The organism is Actinomyces oris (assembly GCF_001937665.1).
In the GTDB taxonomy this organism is placed as follows: Bacteria; Actinomycetota; Actinomycetes; order Actinomycetales; family Actinomycetaceae; genus Actinomyces; species Actinomyces stomatis.
The window spans coordinates 73,416-92,269 of the sequence record NZ_MSKL01000014.1; the positions used below are offsets into that span (position 1 = coordinate 73,416).

General features: G+C 69.1%; 15 protein-coding genes. 7 read left to right on the forward strand and 8 right to left on the reverse strand.

Annotated elements, in window-relative coordinates:
* Positions 1 to 119: 119 nt before the first annotated feature.
* Both BKH28_RS06670 and BKH28_RS06675 read left to right on the forward strand, forming a co-directional pair.
* On the forward strand, positions 120 to 743 hold the full coding sequence (locus BKH28_RS06670) for an NADPH-dependent F420 reductase (RefSeq protein WP_075418067.1): 624 nt from the start codon (positions 120 to 122) through the stop codon (positions 741 to 743).
* A gap of 103 nt (positions 744 to 846) precedes the next feature.
* A complete protein-coding gene (locus BKH28_RS06675) occupies positions 847 to 1,254 on the forward strand; it encodes a winged helix-turn-helix transcriptional regulator (protein WP_081380070.1) in 408 nt (135 codons plus the stop codon).
* A gap of 26 nt (positions 1,255 to 1,280) precedes the next feature.
* Here the strand turns inward: BKH28_RS06675 and BKH28_RS06680 are convergent, their stop codons facing one another.
* From BKH28_RS06680 to BKH28_RS06700, 5 genes are all read right to left on the reverse strand, one after another.
* A complete protein-coding gene (locus BKH28_RS06680) occupies positions 1,281 to 1,871 on the reverse strand; it encodes a dihydrofolate reductase (RefSeq protein ID WP_075418068.1) in 591 nt (196 codons plus the stop codon).
* Positions 1,868 to 2,761, reverse strand: coding sequence for a thymidylate synthase (locus BKH28_RS06685; protein ID WP_075418069.1), 894 nt, complete (start codon positions 2,759 to 2,761; stop codon positions 1,868 to 1,870). Before BKH28_RS06685 ends, BKH28_RS06680 begins: the two co-directional genes overlap by 4 nt.
* A complete protein-coding gene (locus tag BKH28_RS06690) occupies positions 2,758 to 3,456 on the reverse strand; it encodes a hypothetical protein (protein WP_075418070.1) in 699 nt (232 codons plus the stop codon). The genes BKH28_RS06685 and BKH28_RS06690 overlap by 4 nt, the downstream gene beginning before the upstream one ends.
* 74 nt (positions 3,457 to 3,530) lie before the next feature.
* A complete protein-coding gene (locus BKH28_RS06695; protein ID WP_075418071.1) occupies positions 3,531 to 3,971 on the reverse strand; it encodes an OsmC family protein in 441 nt (146 codons plus the stop codon).
* Positions 3,972 to 4,138: 167 nt separating this feature from the next.
* Positions 4,139 to 4,645 (reverse strand): DUF2505 domain-containing protein, encoded by a 507-nt coding sequence (locus BKH28_RS06700; protein ID WP_075418072.1) that lies wholly within the window; start codon positions 4,643 to 4,645, stop codon positions 4,139 to 4,141.
* A gap of 177 nt (positions 4,646 to 4,822) precedes the next feature.
* On the opposite strand from BKH28_RS06700, the gene BKH28_RS06705 reads away from it, so the two are divergent.
* A complete protein-coding gene (locus BKH28_RS06705) occupies positions 4,823 to 6,298 on the forward strand; it encodes a sensor histidine kinase (RefSeq protein WP_075418073.1) in 1,476 nt (491 codons plus the stop codon).
* 99 nt (positions 6,299 to 6,397) lie between these two features.
* Here the strand turns inward: BKH28_RS06705 and BKH28_RS06710 are convergent, their stop codons facing one another.
* Entirely contained in the window at positions 6,398 to 6,646 is a 249-nt protein-coding gene (locus BKH28_RS06710; protein WP_003779481.1) for a WhiB family transcriptional regulator, read from the reverse strand.
* A gap of 206 nt (positions 6,647 to 6,852) precedes the next feature.
* The gene (locus BKH28_RS06715) at positions 6,853 to 10,455 is read right to left on the reverse strand and encodes an FtsK/SpoIIIE domain-containing protein (RefSeq protein ID WP_075418084.1); all 3,603 of its coding nucleotides are present in this window, start codon (positions 10,453 to 10,455) and stop codon (positions 6,853 to 6,855) included.
* Between the two features lie 141 nt (positions 10,456 to 10,596).
* On the opposite strand from BKH28_RS06715, the gene ligA reads away from it, so the two are divergent.
* Positions 10,597 to 13,053, forward strand: a complete 2,457-nt coding sequence (gene ligA, locus BKH28_RS06720) for an NAD-dependent DNA ligase LigA (RefSeq protein WP_075418074.1) — start codon at positions 10,597 to 10,599, stop codon at positions 13,051 to 13,053.
* Between the two features lie 75 nt (positions 13,054 to 13,128).
* Here the strand turns inward: ligA and BKH28_RS06725 are convergent, their stop codons facing one another.
* Positions 13,129 to 15,006, reverse strand: coding sequence for a L,D-transpeptidase (locus BKH28_RS06725; protein WP_075418075.1), 1,878 nt, complete (start codon positions 15,004 to 15,006; stop codon positions 13,129 to 13,131).
* A 416-nt stretch (positions 15,007 to 15,422) separates the two neighbouring features.
* Here BKH28_RS06725 and gatC point away from each other — a divergent pair, with 416 nt between their 5' ends.
* From gatC to gatB, 3 genes are read left to right on the forward strand one after another with little or no spacing between them, the layout of a single operon-like run.
* Entirely contained in the window at positions 15,423 to 15,728 is a 306-nt protein-coding gene (gene gatC / locus BKH28_RS06730; protein WP_075418076.1) for an Asp-tRNA(Asn)/Glu-tRNA(Gln) amidotransferase subunit GatC, read from the forward strand.
* Entirely contained in the window at positions 15,725 to 17,266 is a 1,542-nt protein-coding gene (gene gatA, locus BKH28_RS06735) for an Asp-tRNA(Asn)/Glu-tRNA(Gln) amidotransferase subunit GatA (RefSeq protein ID WP_075418077.1), read from the forward strand. The genes gatC and gatA overlap by 4 nt, the downstream gene beginning before the upstream one ends.
* Complete coding sequence (gatB, locus tag BKH28_RS06740; protein WP_075418078.1) at positions 17,263 to 18,759, forward strand: Asp-tRNA(Asn)/Glu-tRNA(Gln) amidotransferase subunit GatB; 1,497 nt, start codon at positions 17,263 to 17,265, stop codon at positions 18,757 to 18,759. Before gatA ends, gatB begins: the two co-directional genes overlap by 4 nt.
* Positions 18,760 to 18,854: the final 95 nt, after the last annotated feature.

Consider the following 18,854-nt stretch of genomic DNA (forward strand, 5'->3'; position numbering starts at 1 on the left):
CAGGGAGCGTGCGGGACGACAATCAGTGATCTCTTTCATACAGTCACTCTCTATTAGAAAGTGAGTGCGTGTGAGAGAGTTTAGTTGTTCGTTCAACAACTAACGCTCAAGGAGCTCTCATGTCCGTCCCCTCCATCTCCATCATCGGCGCCGGCAACATCGGATCAGCCGTCGCAGGCCTGGCGGTCAAGGCCGGCGCCAGCACTCAGGTCCTGGTCCGTGACACCTCCAAGGTCACCGGCCTGTCGGGTGTCGACGTCGCCGAGATCGGCTCGCCCCTGAGCGGCGACATCGTCGTCCTCGCCCTGCCGTACGCCGCCATCGACGACGTCATCGCCACCTATGGCGCGCAGGCCTTCGCCGGCAAGGTCGTCGTCGACCCGACCAACCCCCTGGACTTCACCACCCTTGACTCCGTCGTGCAGGCCGGTAGCTCTGCGGCCGCCGAGCTCGCCGTGAAGCTCCCGGGCGCCCAGGTGGTCAAGGCCTTCAACACCGTCTTCGCGGCCGTCCTCGCCGCCGGAACCGTTGGCGGTCGCCCGGCCACTGTTCTGGCCGCCGCCGACTCCGCCGAGGCCAAGGCGAGCCTGCGCTCGTTCGTCGAAGCCGCCGGGCTGAGGTGGGCGGACGCCGGAGAGCTCAAGCGGGCAGAGCGTCTGGAGGCGCTCGGGGCGCTGGGCATCGCCCTGGGCGTTACTGAGCAGATCGGTTGGACCGGGGGACTCGCCGTCGTCGCTGAGTGAGGCGCACGATCCGCAGGTAGCCTGTCGCCAACATCCGTCGTCGGCCGCTCACACTCGTGGGCGTCCGACGACGGATCAGCGACCAAGCACACGAGGAGACAATGTGGCCGACACTGAGCAGCCGACCGGCACGCATAAGGTGGGGGAGATGGCCCCCGACCCTTACAGCCGCAACTGCCCCTCACGCCCCCTACTCAAGTCGCTCGGTGACCTGTGGACCGTGCTCGTTATCGGGGCGCTGCATCATGCGGACCGGCCGCAGCGCTTCAAGGAGATATCGGTTCAAGTCGACGGTATCTCCACGAAGATGCTCACCCAGACGCTACGGGGGCTTGAACGCGATGGACTTCTTGAGCGCCATCAGTATCCAGAGATCCCACCGCGAGTGACCTACGAGCTCACTGACTCAGGGAAAGGGCTGGCGGAGGCGCTCGCTCAGGTTGAGGCCTGGGCCACCGACCACCTCGGTGCTGTCACTGAGGCGCGGGCCCGTTATGATGCCGCCCACTGAAGACCTGTTGTGCCCACTGAGCGCGTCTAGAGGTGCCGCCAGGTCTCCACTCGCCAGCGCGCGTCCCCCGACACGGGGCGCCACTGCCCTTGCGGGTCGGAGCGGGCCGGGTCGATGGCCCACTCCTGAGTGCTGATCCCCGGTGCGCGCACCAGCACTGAGTCGGGCAGGCCGCGCTCGCGGGCCCGCTCGGTGGCATCGAGGTCCAGGACGCTGACGACGAGCACATCGGGCAGACCGTCGGCCAGAGCCTGCTCGTAGACGCTTCCGCCGCCGATGACCCACAGGCGGGGCAGCCCGGCAGCATCCCCCTCACGAGGATCGTGCCCCAGGTCGGCGGTCAGGCCCCGCGCCGCCACCGAGAGCCCCTCACGCAGCGAGCCGGCACGGGTCGCCCCCTCAGCCCGCCAGGACCGGTCACGGGTGAGAACCACGTTACGCCGCCCGGGCAGGGGGCCTCCCAATGACTCCCAGGTAGTGCGTCCCATGACCAGTCCGCAGCCCATGGTCGTGGCCTTGAAGTGGGCGAAGTCCGCCGGCACACGCCACAGCATGCCGCCGTCGGCCCCCAGGATGCCGGTGACGTCCTGGGCCCAGATCATCCCCAGGCCGCTCATACCGCGACCGGGGCCTTGATCGTGGAGTGGTGCTCGTAGCCCTGGGAGGCGTCGATGTCATCCATGTCGTAGGCGTCGATGGACTCGGCCCGCTCCAGGCGCAGCGTCGGGAAGGGATGGGCGCTCGGCACCCGGGAGAGCTGGGTGCGGACCTGCTCGACATGGTTGTCGTAGATGTGGCAGTCCCCGCCGGTCCAGATGAGTTCGCCGGGCTCCAGGCCCGACTGCTGGGCGAGCATGTGGGTGAGCAGCGCGTAGGAGGCGATATTGAAGGGCACCCCCAGGAACAGGTCGGCGCTGCGCTGGTAGATCTGCAGGCTCAGGCGGCCATCGGCCACGTAGCACTGGAAGAAGGCGTGGCAGGGGGCCAGGGCCATGGAACCCAGCTCGGAGACGTTCCAGGCCGAGACCAGCATGCGCCGCGAGTCCGGGTCGGTGCGCAGCGTGTCGATAAGACTGGAGATCTGGTCGATCGCATCCCCGTCCCGGGTGGGCCAGGAGCGCCACTGCGAGCCGTAGACCGGCCCCAGCTCGCCGGAGTCATCGGCCCACTCGTCCCAGATGGTGATACCCCGCTCCTGGAGCCAGCGCACGTTCGTGTCCCCGCGCAGGAACCACAGCAGTTCGCCCTTGACGGCCTTCATGGCCACGAACTTCGTGGTGATACGCGGGAAGCCACGTCCCAGGTCGTAGCGCAGCTGGCGGGCGAAGAGCGAACGCGTCCCGGTACCGGTGCGGTCGGACTTCGGGGTCCCATTGGTCACAACGTCCGCCAGGAGGTTCTCGTAGGCGACGTCGACGTCCGGCGGGGGGACGAGCCCCATCTGCGCGAGCGCCGGGTACTGGGCGGCCGACGGCGACGGCTCGCTGGCACTGCCGAATCCGTTCATGCGTCGATCACCTCGACGTGGGAGTTGTCGACGTAGCCGCCCAGAGCGAGCTGGGGTCCCAGCGCCGCCTGTGCCCCCTCAATGACCTGGTTGGCCAGTGCCCGGCCTCCGGACCAGCCGATGGCGGCCCCGATCCCGAAGGGGAGCAGACGCCCCAGCGCCAGCGCCCCGCCCTTGGCGGCCGAGCGCTTGGCCACCCGTTTGATGAGGTGGGCATTGATCGACTTCACCGAGGGCAGGGGCATCTGCATGAGCAGCTGAGCCGCCCAGAACATCGAGGACAGGCCCAGCTGGCCCTGAACCGCCTCAGAGCCCTCCTTGCCCAGGAGGGCGGAGAGAACCAGGGCCCGACGGCGCTCGGTGTCGACGACATGGACCCCCTGGATCTCCGCGACAGTGAGAACGTAGGTGACGGCCGAGGCGATGAAGGCGGCGCTCTGGCCGACAGTCAGAGCGGCGGCCGCGCCCGTACTGATGGCCGGTATGGCCGCGGAGGCCCCGACGGCCCCCGACGACAGCCCCGCGTCCCGCCGGAAGCGGGAGGCGGCCATCTCGACGAGCTCGGCGGCGTCGGCCCCGGGGCGGTCCCGACGCATCCGTGCGACGCGCTCCTCGATGCGGGCGGCCGGGATGGCGATGGCCTTGTCGAGTGCACGTTCCAGCGCGGTGGAGCGCCCAGAGCGGGAGGTGTTCACGGTGGTCTCCTTACCTGATGGCACAGGGGGGCCTCGGGGACGGCGGCCGGTTCAGCGGATGGGGCGCTGAGCGCTCAGTCCTCGTTGGGGTCGACGATCGTCGTCGTGTAGGAAGCGCCGTGCTCGATGGTGTGACCCACGGTGCAGTGACGGTCGACGGCGCTTGCGACCCGCTGGTTCAGCAGCTCGCGCTGATCGGCGTCGAGCGAGGACAGATCGGTGACGATCTCGACCTGGAAGGACTCGTAGCGCTCCTCGGCGTCGTTCTTGACGGTCGAGCAGCCCACGGTGGCCTCGAAGTCCTCGCCCAGAGCCTTGGCCAGACGGTGGTCGGCGGACAGGGTGTTGCAGGTGGCCAACGCGATCTTCATCAGCTCGCCGGGGGAGAACTCGCCCGGCCCCATGCCGATACGGACCTCGGCGCCGGAGGAGTTGCGACCGATGTACTGCCGGGTGCCCGCGCGCTCGGCCCACACGGCGTTAGGGGCGGAGGCGGCTGTGTTGGATGTGCTCATGGCCTGATCGTGCCATGAAACAGGGCGCGACTCGGTGTCGGAACCGGTACACGGCCCCGTGCTGCGCCACTGGCGGACAGGGGCGCAGCACGGGAATAACAGCACCGGGCGACGTAGCGCACAGTGAATGACCGAGGTGAGAGATCGAGATGCGATGGAGACGGGGATCAGTGCTCGGCGAGCCAAGCGGTGGCGCGGCGCTCCTCGTCCGCCACGACTCGGCCCACCATGCCCATGGCCTTCTCCTCGATGGTCTTGCCCACCAGGGGCACAGTGACCTTGAGATCGACGTCGACGGTGACGGTGGTGGCCTCACCGGCGGCGTCCGCGGCTGGAGCCATGGTGGAGGTGGCACTGACCTTGACCGGGGCGTTCTTGATCGTCACGTCGTAGCCGCCGGAGCGTGATCCGTCGTCCTTCGGCTCGCCCCAGGACTCGGCTACGGTGAAGGACACCGCCGAGCGCACGAACCGCGAGGCGACCGAGGGCAGCTGGGAGGGCTGGACGCTCCCGGCGATGGTGGAGACGAACCCCTGGCCGCGCTGAGCGACGTCGACTGAGGCATTGTCGAGCCCGGCTCGCGAGACCCGTTCCTCCTGGTAGGCGGGGTCGGCGAGCATCTGCGCGGTGCGTGCCGGACTTGCGGGATAGGTGATGGTGATGGTCTTCCTCATGGTGCGATCCTGTCATGTTTCACCGGGCCGGGGCATGCTCCGATCATGGCGGGGCCGGGAGCCGTGACGCGGCTCGTACGGTTGAGTACGGGATTGCTCAGGTCCCGAACATGTGTCCTGCTTGGCAATTAGTCGGCTCAACGAGCCGGGTCCGCTCACTGCCGATAACCTTGAGAGGTGCCTAATCTTCTGCCCAGCGCCCTCAGAGACGCAGTCGACCTCGCCGAGGCCGACCTCGACTGGATCCACCAGCTGGTGGCCGACTGGCAGCTGATTGCGGACCTATCCACCTCTGACCTGGTCCTGTGGGTGCGTACCCGCGCGGGGCGTTTCATTGCCGCAGGCCATACCCGCCCCTCTGGTGGAACCACCGTCCACCTCGAGGACGTCGTCGGGCGGCGCATGCCGGCCTCGCGTGAGGCCATGGCCATGGAGTCGCTGTCCACCTCTCAGATTCAGGACGCCGCCGAGCCCTACTGGACCGGTACCGCCGCGGTCCAGGAGGAGTACATCCCGGTTGTTCACGCCGGCACGCCGATCGCCGTCGTGACTCGGGAGACCTCGGTGGGTGTTATCCGGGGCGGGCGCATCGTTGAGCGGGAGATGGAGGAGATCGCCGAGGTCCTGTGCCAGATGACCGCCTCGGGCGAGTTCCCCATCCAGGGGGCCGGCACCACGATCCGCCACGGCACGCCGCGCGTGGCCGACGGCGTCCTGCGCCTGGACGAGGAGGGGCGGATCGTCTACGTCAGCCCCAACGGGCGCTCCTGCTTCCACCGCCTGGGGATTGAGGGAGAGCTGGAGGGGATCCTGCTGGCTGAGGCCGTCACCTCGATCATTCCTGCTCGTACCCCCGTCGATGAGACGCTGGCCGTGGTTCTCATGGGCAGGCAGGCCTGGCTCACCGAGGTCGAGGTCGGGGGAGTGTTCCTGTCTGTGCGCTCCATTCCCCTGACGCTCCGAGGACGCCGCTCCGGGGCTGCGCTCCTGGTCCGTGATGTCACCGAGGTGCGTCGGCGTGAGCAGGTCCTGCTCAATAAGGACGCCACCATCCGGGAGGTCCACCACCGGGTCAAGAACAACCTGCAGACCGTCTCGGCGCTGCTGCGTATGCAGGCCCGCCGCGCCTCGAACGAGGAGACCCGTCAGGCCCTGTCCGAGGCCGAGCGCCGGGTGACCACTATCGCCACCGTCCACGACGCCCTGAGCCACAACGTCAACGAGCACGTGGACTTCGACGAGGTCTTCTCCTCCATCCTGCGCATGGCCGCGGTCGTGGCCACGCCCACGGGCGAGGTCAGCACCAAGCTGGAGGGCTCCTTCGGCGTGGTCGATGCCGACACGGCTCAGGCGCTGGCCACGGTGCTGGCCGAGCTCGTGACCAATGCCGTCGAGCATGGCCTTGACGGACGTGACGGCCGAGTGACAGTCACGGCCCACCGCGACGAGGACCACCTCGAGGTCCACGTGATGGACAACGGTGCAGGCCTTGCGCCGGACACCCTCATGACCGGTCTGGGAACGCGGATCGTCACCACGCTCGTGCGTGGGGAGCTGCGGGGGGTCATTGACTGGGAGCCTCTGAGCGGCGGGGGGACCGACGTCGTCATTCACGTCCGCCTTAGCCAGAGGGCTGCCAGGGCTGAAGCCTGACCTTTCGAATCCGGGCTGCTGAAAACACCTGGATCGACAAAAACGGTGTTCGCACGATTAACCGTGCGAACACCGCGACACGAAGAAGTCGATCAGTTTTCAGGATGATCGCCGCGCGCGAGCCGCCCGACGCTTGAGGGAACGACGCTCATCCTCGCTCATGCCTCCCCAGACGCCGGCGTCCTGACCGTTCTCCAGTGCCCACTTCAGGCAGGTGTCCACCACCTCGCAGCGGCCGCACACCTCTTTCGCCTTGGCGATCTGGGCAATGGCGGGACCGGTGTTCCCCACGGGGAAGAAGAGCTCCGGGTCAACGGTGAGACATGCGGCTTGGCTGCGCCAGTCCATAAAGGCCCCCTACAAGGTCATCGGTCATACGGCTATCGCCGGTCCGGTTTGACAGGGGACGGCGGCCGCGTCTGAGAACAACTTTCACATGACGTGGGGCAGCGGGCAAGACCTCGATCATGAGACCTGTGCCGATACCCTGTCGTGATCCTCACAGGAGGCTGAGGTATTGAGATAACACCACTTTCCATCATTGAGAATGCCTGTTAAACAGACCATTCAATAGGACGGTCATCGTCTTCGGACCGCGGCAGCACGACCTGAATGGGCAGGCACGTTCCGCGATGGACGAGTGCTCCACGACCAGGAAGCGTCATCGCCCTCGGGTCGGTGACAGCCCGCAAGGACATGCCGGCTGCCTGATCGGCATGACGCAGACCGGGCCACAGCACGACGATGGCCTCGCGCTCACGCATGGTGGAGATCGCGCCGCGGAAGGTCGTGGCGACCTTCTCCGTCGAGGCGGAGGCCAGAACCACCTCGGAGCGCGCCAGCGCGGCCTCCACCTGAGTGGTGGTGGCCACGTCCGCCAGGTCCAGGTCGTCGACAACGAGCGCGTCTGAAGGAATCGCCTGAGCCAGTGCCCGCAGGGTCGTGGAGCGCCCCGAGCCGGGTGGCCCGGTGACCAGGACACTGGTGTGAGCCGGGAGGGCGACCGGTGCTGCCGCGTCCCCTCCCACAGCCCAGGTACCGTCCGGAACGTCCTTCCAGGTGGGCCGTGTCGGCAGCGGCTCGAGCCGCAGCACACGGCCGCCGTCGCGGTCGGAGCCGGACACAGGGGGGTCCTCCCGGAGCACGATCTGACAGGCGGTCGTCGCCGCTCCGTCCAGGATGACGCCCCGCCCTGGGACGCCTCCGGTGACCACCCCGCGTGGAAGACCGGCGAGGGCGGCCTGCGTGCCAGTGGACGCACCGAGAACCAGCCTGGGCCCCATGGATCCGGCCCACCGGGCGGTGGACGCGCCCAACGGGGCGGTCAACAGCAGGGGAGTGCCCGTTGCGGATGCGGTTCGGATGACGGCCTCCAGCAGGGCGTTGCCCTGACCTGGGCCCAGCACTTCATCGATGGTCGGGATGAGTGCGTCGACGTCATCGAGGCACAGCAGGTCCCCGCCCAGCCGCCCACTGGCCGCAAGCCCCCACAACCGGGCCAGGCGCCGAGGGTCCTCCGTACCGACGACCGTGCCCACTCCGGGGTGTGTGAGGAGTCCGCGCACGGGTGAGGCAGCGTCCGTGGCCCCGCCGGAGCCGTCGGAGGCCGGCGGAGCGAGCCCGCACAGGTGCACCCCTCTGCCCGAGCTCAGTGCCGCCGTCGCGGCCGAGACGACGAGAGTGGAACGCCCCGACCTCGGGGCCCCGAGGACCAGCAACGGGCGAGCGACCCACCAGTGCCACACCCCGAGGCTCTGCTGGCGAGGAAGGTCGGTGACGGCGAGAAGAAGACGGTCGTCGTGGATGGTCGGTGGTGCGTGGCCGGCGAGGTCCGCGAGGGCGAGCGCCCCATCCTCCCCCTGCTTCTCAGTCCCACCGGGTGCCTGGGGGCCTCGGAACCGTCCCAGCTCGAGTGCCTCGGCCGCGTTGATCGAGATGGGCAGGGCCGGCGCCCACGGGCGCCACGGGGAGGCGTGTCCCTCGGCTGCGCGTGAGACGAGGTCAACGATCTCTTGGACCTCACGCGTCGAGCCGCACCAGGGGGCCTGAAGCACCTGGCTGCTAGGGCTGCTAGGGCCAATAGGTCCGTTGCCGAGACCTCGTGGGCCGGGGTCGTCCTCCTGCTCGCCGCCGGCTCCACTGATCAGGACTCTGCCGGGATGATGACCGAGCCGAGCGGCCCCGTCGTGCCCCAGGACGTCTCTGGAGTCAGTGGCGTCGAGTACTCGTAGACACACTCGCAGGGAGGTATTGGCTCGAATCGCCGGTGACACGGCCCCCTGAGGGCGCTGAGTGGCCAGAATGAGGTGGATCCCCAGACTGCGTCCCTGGGCGGCGATGCGCACCAGAGACTCCAGGACCTCGGCGTGCTCACCGGCCAAGGTGGCGAACTCGTCCACCGCCACCACCAGATCGGGGACGACGACCCGTGGCGGCAGGCAGGAGAGATCCTTGGCGCCATGGGCGGCCAGGATCCGCTCGCGGCGATGCACCTCGGCCTCCAAGGAGGACAGGGCTCGCTGAGTGCCGGCAGGATCCAGATCCGTCAGGACCCCGGCCGTGTGCGGCAGGCCGGCGAGAGGACCGAAGGCGGCACCACCCTTGTAGTCGACGAGCACCAGTGTCAGGCGATCCGGTGCCCGACTCAGCGCCAGCTGCACCAGCCACGAGATGAGCAGCTCGGATTTTCCTGAACCCGTCGTCCCGGCCAGCAGGGCGTGCGGGCCGTCCGCCACCAGGTCGGCACTCACCGGCCCCCGCGATCCCACTCCGAGCACCGCCGACAACGCCGGGGCATCCCGGGCCGGCGAGCGTGACTGCTCCTCCCACCGAGTCCGCAGCTCGTGGGCGTCGAGGTCGTCCATGACCGCACTGAGTGGGACCAGATCGGGAATGCCGTCGACATGGGACGACCCCTGCGGCGGTGACGTGATCCGGGAGCGGCTCAGGTGGCGAACCGCATCCCACCAGGTCGGTGAGCACGACGGCGCCCCTGCCGGAGCGGGCCGCGTGCACAGTGCCTGCGGCGGGACCTCATCACACGAGCAGGTCAGTATCAGCGCGCTATGAGGGTGTGCCTGCGGACCCCAGGTGAGGTGGAGCCCCAGCCGGTCGCCTGCCTCCTCACGCTCCTCCCTGTCCCGATCACCCGCGTGCCCATCCTGGGGGTCTCCCGGCAGGTCATCCATCACGGTCACCCGGACCTCATCGCGGGCCAGGAGCTGGGTGCACCACCATCTCAGTGCGTTCCCGGCCCCCTTGCCCGACAGGGCCACGCTCTCGCCGTCGGAGAGCGACAGGACGCAGCGTCGTCGGCGCTCGGCACTCCAGGCGGTCAGGACCTCTTGGGAGGTCGACACCGGCGTCGGGCCCTCGGCCTCGGAACCCCGGACGGGATGAGACATGCTGGACCGTGCCGCGACGGCCAGCAGCATCGTGGCAGGGTCCGGCTCGCCGTGCCTCCAACCCGGTCGGCGTCCTCGGCGGCGCCGGCGACCACGCCATCGGGACCCGCCGGCGCTCCCGGTGCGCTGGGCTCGCCGGCGTTGCAGGAACGGCACCAGGCGCATGATCGTCATCGCGATCATGGGCGCCACCATGATCATGCCCATCGCACCGCGGCTTCCCGTCCTGACCGCTATCGCCGCCGAGCCGGCCATGACCAGGACGCAGACCAGTGAGCCCGCCATCAACCATGCCGTTGACGAAGCCGGCGCCGCAGGGGCCGCCACCACCAGGTCGCAGGGGCGCCTGCGCAGCTCGAGCACGCTGCCTCCCAGCCTCAGGAGCGCCCCCTCCCTCAGCCGCATCTCCTCGCGAGCACGTAGCCACAGCCCCAGGTGCCAGTAGCGGTAGGAGCCGTTGGCCGATCCGCAGTCCTGCGCCAGGACATGGCCGCCATGAAGCCGCAGGCGCAGATGACGGCGTGAGATCAACGGGTCGCTGAGAACCTCTCCCCGCCCCAGGAAGGCGCCGTCCCTGACAGGGATCACCAGGCCGCGGTCAGGTCCATCCAGGACCGCAAGGTGCCACGGGCCGGCCAAGGCGGCGAGAGCCGCGTCCGCGGCGACCTCACCCACCGACTGCCGGCACAACGAGAACGAGGCCTCCCTCGGCAGGGGTGAGGGGAGGTCCAGGACGTCGGCGGTAGCGCTCATTCCTCCAGAATCACCGCTGTCGTCCGTCACGTCGCCGGCGGGCAGCACCGGGTGTGGACAACCTCCCCATTCGGGGATGCTCATGCTCACTGTGGATACGCGCAGAACCCGGTGTGAACCCGGTTGAGGGAAGATGGCCCCATGACTGACACCGACGTGCCCCGCGGCTCCGCTCCTAGCCAGGCCCCCGCTTCGGCACACTCCGATCAGCAGAGCCCCGTGGATCTGAGCGTCATCCCCACTGCCGCCCGGGAACGCTGGAGTGAGCTGGTGCGTGACATCGAGGCGGCCCGCGACGCCTACTACAACGCGATCGACGCCGAGAGCCCCCTGTCCGACGCCGACTACGACGTCCTCTACCGGGAGCTGGAGGAGCTGGAGGCAGCCCACCCCCTCCTGGCCAGAGCCGGATCACCGACTCGCTCCGTGGGTGGGCGCGCCGTCACCGACTTCGCCCCCGCCCCGCACCACGAGCGCATGTACTCCCTCCAGGACGTCTTCTCCCTTGACGAGGTCCAGGAGTGGGCCGAGCGCATGGTCGCCGAGACCGGGGTCGGCGACAACGAGCTCGCCATGACCGCCGAGGTCAAGATCGACGGCCTGGCCGTGGCCCTGACCTACGAGGACGGGATCCTCACTCGGGCCGCGACCCGCGGTGACGGCACGACCGGTGAGGACGTCACCGGCAACGTGCGCACCATCGGCTCGGTCCCCCTGGTCCTGGCCGGCGACGCCCACCCCTCCCTGCTCGAGGTGCGCGGCGAGGTCTACTTTCCCACCCAGGACTTCGAGGCCTTCAACGAGGAGCGCCGCACCCGCAACCTGCGGCGGCAGAAGGACGGCTCCCCCCTCCTGCAGGTCTTCGCCAACCCCCGCAACGCGGCTGCGGGCTCGCTGCGCCAGAAGAACCCCGCCGTCACCGCCTCCCGGCCCCTGGCGATGATCGCCCACGGAGTCGGCGCGATCACCCCCGCACCGGGGGAGAGGCTCCCCACCCGGCAGCACGAGTGGTATGAGCTGCTGGCCGGCTGGGGGCTGCCGGTGTCCCCCTACAACACCGTGGTCCGGGGACGGGTTGAGCGCGAGGCCTACATCGAGCGCTACGCCAACCACCGCCACGACCTCATCCACGAGATCGACGGCATCGTCTTCAAGCTCGATGACCATACCCTCCAGCGCCGCCTCGGTCACACCTCCCGAGTGCCCCGCTGGGCCACTGCCTACAAGTACCCGCCCGAGGAGGTCCGCACCCGGTTGCTGGACATCGCCGTCCAGGTCGGGCGCACCGGACGCGTCACGCCCTTCGGCATGATGGAACCGGTCCTCGTCGCCGGCTCGACGGTGGCCCGCGCCACCCTCCACAACGCCACCGAGGTGGCCCGCAAGGGCGTGCGTATCGGGGACATGGTCATCGTGCGCAAGGCCGGCGACGTCATCCCTGAGATCCTGGGGCCGGTCGCCGACCTGCGTGACGGCACCGAGCGGGACTTCGTCATGCCGACGCACTGCCCCTCCTGCGGCACCGAGCTGGCACCGGCCAAGGACGGCGACGTCGACCTGCGCTGCCCCAACACCCGTTCCTGCCCCGCCCAGCTCACCGAGCGGATCGCCCACATCGGTTCCCGGGGCGCCCTGGACGTCGAAGGACTGGGAGACGAGGCCGCCGGCGCCCTCACCCGACCCGACGCCGGACGCCGCGAGGCCCTGACCGCGCTCGCGGCAGGGCGGAGCCTGGAGACCGAACGCGGACGGCTCAGCCTCCCGCCCGGCGAGCTCGACTCCCTCCACGTCTCCCAGCGTGTGGAGGCCGTCGAGGAGCTCCTGAAGCAGTCGGGGATCACCGAGCAGACACCGGTGCTCACCGGCGAGGCCACTCTGTTCGACCTGACCGAGGACGACCTTCGCGAGGTCTTCGTCTGGCGCCCCGTCTCCCGCCGGGGGGTCCCCACCGGCGACTGGCGCCTGAGCCGCTTCTTCTGGACCAAGCAGACTTATGACGCCGACGGACGGGTCAAGAAGGCGACGGCGCCGGGAAAGAACGCGACCGCCATGCTCTCCCAGCTCCGGCAGGCCCGGACCCGTCCACTGTGGCGCATTCTGGTGGCCCTGTCCGTGCGTCACGTCGGCCCGACTGCCGCCCGCGCCCTGGCGGCGCGTTTCAGGTCCTTGGAGGCCCTGTGTCGGGCTGACGTCGCCGAGCTGGCCGAGGTCGACGGCGTCGGCCCCACTATTGCCGAGTCCTGGGCGCGGTGGCGTGAGGTCGACTGGCACCGCGAGATCCTCAGCCGCTGGGAGTCCGCCGGGGTCCGTACCCGGGAGGATGCCTCGGACCAGCAGGAGGAGTCGGCGCGCACTCTGGAGGGCCTGACCGTCGTGGTCACCGGCTCCCTGGAGGGATTCACCCGGGACAGTGCCAAGGAGGCCATCGTCTCGCGCGGCGGCAAGGCCTCCGGCAGCGTCTCGAAGAAGACGAGCTTCGTCGTCGTGGGGGACAAGGCGGGCTCCAAGGAGACCAAGGCCCGTGAGCTGGGGCTGGCGATCCTCGATGAGGAGGGCTTCGTGGCGCTCCTGGAGGGAGGACCCCAGGCGGTCTCCTGAGGACTCACGACTGGGGCGGGGCACCTCCTTGTCAGGAAAGTGCCCCGCCCCAGTTATGACTCGGCTGATACCGGCTCAGTAGTGGCTCTGGACCACTGTGTTCGTGTCGACCCAGTTGTAGATCCACTGCGCCTCGGGGACCGGCATGTTGACGCAGCCGTGGGAACCGGAGTAGCCGAAGCTGGAGCGCCACCCCGCGCCGTGGAAGGCGTAGCCCTCGTAGAAGTAGCTCACCCACGGGACGTTCTCCGCAACGTACTCATCCCCATTGGGCTCCAGACCACGCATGGTCTGGGACTGGTACTGCAGGTAGACCTTGTAGGTACCGGTGACTGTCGGAGTCGCGGCCCCGCCGTCGACGATGGAGACCGGACCGTGCACGACGGTTGCGCCCTCGTAGGCGGTCACCGTCTTGTTCGACAGGTTGAGGTCGACCCACTTCTCACCCGGAGCGGCCTGGTAGGGCAGCTTCTCCGCGCCATTGGCAATGGTGCGCTCCTTCCACTCCGCCTTGACCGTCGTCGCCTCGAAGGAGCCGGAGTAGGCCTTGCTGCTGCCCAGGGACTGCGTGATCGAGGAGGCGACCGCATCGGCGTTGTTGACGGTCTTACCGTCCTTGGCCTCGGTCGGGGTGGAGACCACCTGGCCGCTGGCATTGATGTTGCGCTCGCCGGTGACGGGCTCGGAGCTGGCCTCCTCGGCCTGTGTCTTCACCCACTGGGAGACCTTTGAGGAGTCCACGGCGATGGTCGGAGCGGTGTCGGTCGAGTTCTTCACCGTGATCCACGAGGCCTTGTCCGTGCTCTCCGCCGTGTAGGAGTCCTCACCCATGGTGATGGTGATGTCCTGGGCGACCCAGCTGTTGGCCTCGTCAGCAACCTTCTGGGCGTCGGAGTCGGAGACCTTCGGGTCGGCATTCGTGATCGTCATAGAGATCGACGACGAGTCCAGGGAGGTAGCGGCCTTCTGCGCGGCCTGGGCCAGGGCGTCGGCATCCAGCGAGGAGCCTTTGGCCGAGCTCGTGGTGGTGAAGGTGGTGCCGTCCTCACCGAGGACCACGGTGGCGTTGCGTGCCTTGGCGCGGTCCTCCGGGATCAGAGAAGTGGCGTAGCTGCTCACCTTGGTCTTGTCGGTGGTGGTGACCACCGGGACCTCGCCCTTGGAGACCAGAGCGTGGAACTTCTCGCCGAGCGTATTGCCTCGAGCCATGACGGCATCGGCGGTGGCCTGAGCATCCACGGTGGTTCCCAGGTCTGCCAGGGAGGCGCTGGCGGTGACGTCCCCGGAGATGTCGACCTTGGTGCCCTTCACGCGCTCCTCAATGGCGGCGACCACCTCCTCCCGGCTCTTGCCGGAGACGTCGGTGCCGGCCACGGTGGTCCCCGGGACGGCCCGGCCGTCGTAGTGCGCGGCGTAGGCGTAGCCACCGGCACCGACGACGCCCAGCAGGAGCAGCGCGGCGGCCGCGACCCCCAGGGGCCAACGGCGACGACGCCGGGGCTCGTCCAGGGTCGACTCCGCATCGGGGTACGTGGCCGCGGGGAAGGAGGAGGGGGCCAGGCCGGCTGCGGTGGGATGACCGCCACTGCCGGTGCTGTCGGCATTGCCGATAGTGTCGGTACCGCCGGTGCTCGCAGCGCTGACGATGCTCTCGGCTCCCGAGGCGCCCTCGGTGCTCGGCTGATCGCCCGGCTCGCTGCCGGCGCCCGGCTCAGAGGTCGGGGTCGGGACGACCGCCTCGATCTCCTCGGTGCTGCCCTGCTCCTCCTTCGTGCCGCTTGAGACAGCGTTGGCCGAACGCGCATGCGGTGCCGCGGCGTTCGCAGCCGCCTGGAAGACGGACTGGCGACGTACGCCTTCAGACTGTCCGTAGGGCGTACTGAGCACAGGGGTCTCGCTCTGTGAGGCTTCTCCCTGGTGCTGTACACCAGTGGGGGAAGTGTTGCTGCTCATGCATCCTCGTCCCTCGGCCACCTGCCCCGTGCGGGGAGGTACGTGGCCGAATCCAGTGGTCCATCTGACCTCCGGTGGTCCAACTTCCTGGAAGGAGGTCTGATCCAAGGGCTGTTCCTGGTCCGACCTGCGTCGACGTGGCAGTGCCGTCGCCGGCGGGTCGGTCCTCACCCTGGTGATCACCATGACATCCGTGAAACGAGACGATGTCAATCATCCTCGGGGATGAGGCGCTGTGAGATCGCACGAATCCGATTTCAGTTTCGTTTCGCTGGAACCCGCGGGCTCGACGCCCACGCTCTGCCTGCGGGGAGAGGGACGTCGCTGTGGGGCCGATCCTCGCAGTCGATCATGCCTCGACGTGATGTCGACGTGATGCGGCCGCAGCACGGCTCAGCCCGGCTAGACTCCACACCATGTCTGCTATTTCCACTGATGAGGTCGCGCGGGTCGCGGCGCTGGCTCGGGTCGCCCTGAGTGATGAGGAGGTGACGCGCCTGGCCGGAGAGCTGGACGCGGTCACCTCCTCCTTCGCCCGGGTCACGAGCGTGGTCACGTCCGACCTGCCGGCGACCTCCCACCCCGTGCCCCTGACCAACGTGCTGCGTGAGGACGTTCCGGCCCCCACGCTCGACGTCGACGAGCTCCTGGCCGGTGCGCCGGCCTGCGAGGACTCCATGTTCCTCGTGCCGCAGATCCTGGGGGAGGACTCCGCTTCATGAGCACTCACAGCACCACCGCACTGGCCGGCCTCATCAGGAGCAGCGCCGCCGAGCAGGCGGCGGCCCTGGCAGCGGGGGAGGTCTCCTCGCGCGAGCTCACCCAGGCCCATCTTGACCGCATCGCCGCTGTGGACGGTGCCGTAGGGGCCTTCCTCAACGTCGATGCCGAGTGCGCCCTGAGCCAGGCCGACGCCGCCGACGCCGCCCGCAAGGAGGGACAGACGACCAGCGAGCTGACCGGTGTGCCGGTGGCCGTCAAGGACCTCATCGTCACCCGTGGCCAGGTCACGACCGCCGCCTCACGGATCCTCGAGGGATGGGTGCCGCCCTACGACGCCACCCTTGTGCGCAACCTGCGCGCCGCCCGCACCCCGATCCTGGGCAAGACCAATCTCGACGAGTTCGCCATGGGTGGCTCCACCGAGCACTCGGCCTTCGGGCGCACGGCCAACCCCTGGGACCTCGGGCGCATCCCCGGAGGGTCCTCCGGAGGCTCGGCCGCAGCCGTCGGGGCCTACGAGGTTCCGGTGGCCGTCGGCACCGACACCGGCGGCTCGATCCGCCAGCCCGCGGCCGTCACCGGCACAGTCGGCGTCAAGCCGACCTATGGCACGGTCTCGCGCTTCGGCGTCATCGCCATGGCCTCCTCCCTCGACACGCCCGGCCCCATGGCCCGCACGGTGCTGGACACGGCTCTCCTGCATGACGTCATCGCCTCCCACGACCCGCTGGACTCCACGTCGCTGCCGGACGCGCCGCGCGGCATGGCCGCCGTGGTTCGGGCCGCGCAGGAGGGGCGGGACATGACCGGACTGCGGGTCGGCGTCATCTCCGAGCTCGACGGCGGCGAGGGCTACCACGACGGCGTCGTGGCCTCCTTCCACGCCGCCCTGGAGCTGCTCGAGGCGGCGGGCGCGCAGGTGGAGACCGTCTCCCTACCGCATCTGGAGTACGCGCTGGACGCCTACTACCTCATCATGCCCGCCGAGGCATCCTCCAACCTGGCCCGCTACGACGGGATGCGCTACGGCCTGCGGGTCGAGCCGACGTCGGGACCCGTCACCGCAGAGACCGTCATGGCGGCCACCCGCGGGGCGGGCTTCGGTGACGAGGTCAAGCGCCGCATCATCCTGGGCACGCACGTGCTGTCGGCCGGCTACTACGACGCCTACTACGGCTCGGCCCAGAAGGTGCGCACGCTGGTGCAGCGCGACTTCGACACCGCCTGGGACAAGGCGGACATCCTCGTCTCGCCCACCGCTCCGGTGACGGCCTACCGCTTCGGGGAGAAGGATGACCCGCTGGCGATGTACAAGCTGGACGTGACCACGATTCCGGCCAACCTCGCGGGGGTGCCCGGCATGAGCCTGCCCTCGGGCCTGAGCGATGACGGGCTTCCGGTGGGCTTCCAGATCCTGGCGCCGCAGAGGGCCGATGACCGCCTGTACCGCGTGGGTGCCGTCCTGGAGGCCGCGCTGGAGGAGACATGGGGGGCGCCGCTGCTGTCGCGTGCGCCCGAGCTGGAGGAGACACGATGAGTGACACGCTGATGGACTTCGACGAGGCCGTTCGTCGCTACGACCCGGTCCTGGGGCTGGAGGTGCACGTCGAGCTGGGGACCGCCACCAAGATGTTCGACGCCGCACCCAACGTCTTCGGCGCTCAGCCCAACACGATGGTGACCCCCACGTCGGTGGGACTCCCCGGTGCGCTTCCGGTGGTCAACGCCCGCGGCGTGGAGTATGCCATCCGTATCGGCCTGGCCCTGGGCTGCGAGATCGCAGAGTCCTGCCGCTTCGCCCGGAAGAACTACTTCTACCCGGACCTTGCCAAGGACTTCCAGACCTCCCAGTCGGATGAGCCCATCGCCTACGACGGCGCCCTGGAGATCGAGATGGAGGACGGATCCTTCTTCACTATCCCGATCGAACGGGCTCACATGGAGGAGGACGCCGGCAAGAACACCCACATCGGAGGCGCCGACGGCCGCATCGAGGGCGCCAGCCACTCCCTGGTGGACTACAACCGCGCCGGCGTGCCGCTGGTGGAGATCGTCACCCGCCCCATCGAGGGCGCCGGTGCCAGGGCGCCTCAGGTCGCCGCCGCCTACGTGCGCACTCTGCGCGACATCTTCCGCGCCCTGGGGGTCTCCGAGGCACGCATGGAGCGCGGCAACGTGCGCGCCGACGTCAACGTCTCCCTGCGCGAGTCGCCCGACGCGCCGCTGGGAACCCGCACCGAGACCAAGAACGTCAATACCTTCCGCGGGATCGAGCAGGTCGTCCGTTACGAGATCCAGCGTCAGGCCGCCATTCTGGCCGCCGGGGGAGAGGTGCTCCAGGAGACCCGTCACGGCCAGGCCGACGGCACCACCCGCGCCGGTCGCGTCAAGTCCGACGCCGACGACTACCGCTACTTCCCCGAGCCGGATCTCGTGCCGGTGGCGCCCAGCCGCGAGTGGGTCGAGCAGATCCGTGAGGAGCTGCCCGAGATGCCCGCGGCCAAGCGCCGTCGCCTCAAGGCCGAGTGGGGCCTGAGTGACACCGAGATGCGCGACGTCGTCAACGCCGGAGCGCTCGAGCTCATCGAGGCCACTGCGGCAGCAGGAATCACCGGTCAGGCCGCCCGGAAGTGGTGGATGGGGGAGCTCTCCCGCACGGCCAAGGAGCAGGAGACCGTCCTGGAGGACATGGCCGTCACGCCCGAGCAGATCGCCGAGTTGCAAGGGCTGGTGGACTCCGGGCGTCTGACCGACAAGCTGGCCCGCCAGGTTCTCGAAGGGGTTCTGGCCGGAGAGGGTGATCCTGAGGCCGTGGCCGCCGCTCGCGGGCTTGAGGTCGTCTCCGACGACTCGGCACTGCTGGCTGCCGTGGACGAGGCGCTGGCCGCCAACCCGGACGTGGCGGACAAGATCCGCGGCGGTAAGGTCCAGGCGGCCGGCGCCATCGTCGGCGCCGTCATGAAGGCGACTCGCGGCCAGGCCGACGCCAAGCGTGTGCGTGAACTCGTCATGGAGCGAGTACAGGGCTGAGGCGGGTCTCGCCACTCGTTTCCTGCCCTCTCCTTCCTCCCAGCATCGTCCTCTCGGATCGAGGGCGGCTCTGAACAGTCCGGCCTGTGACCGCT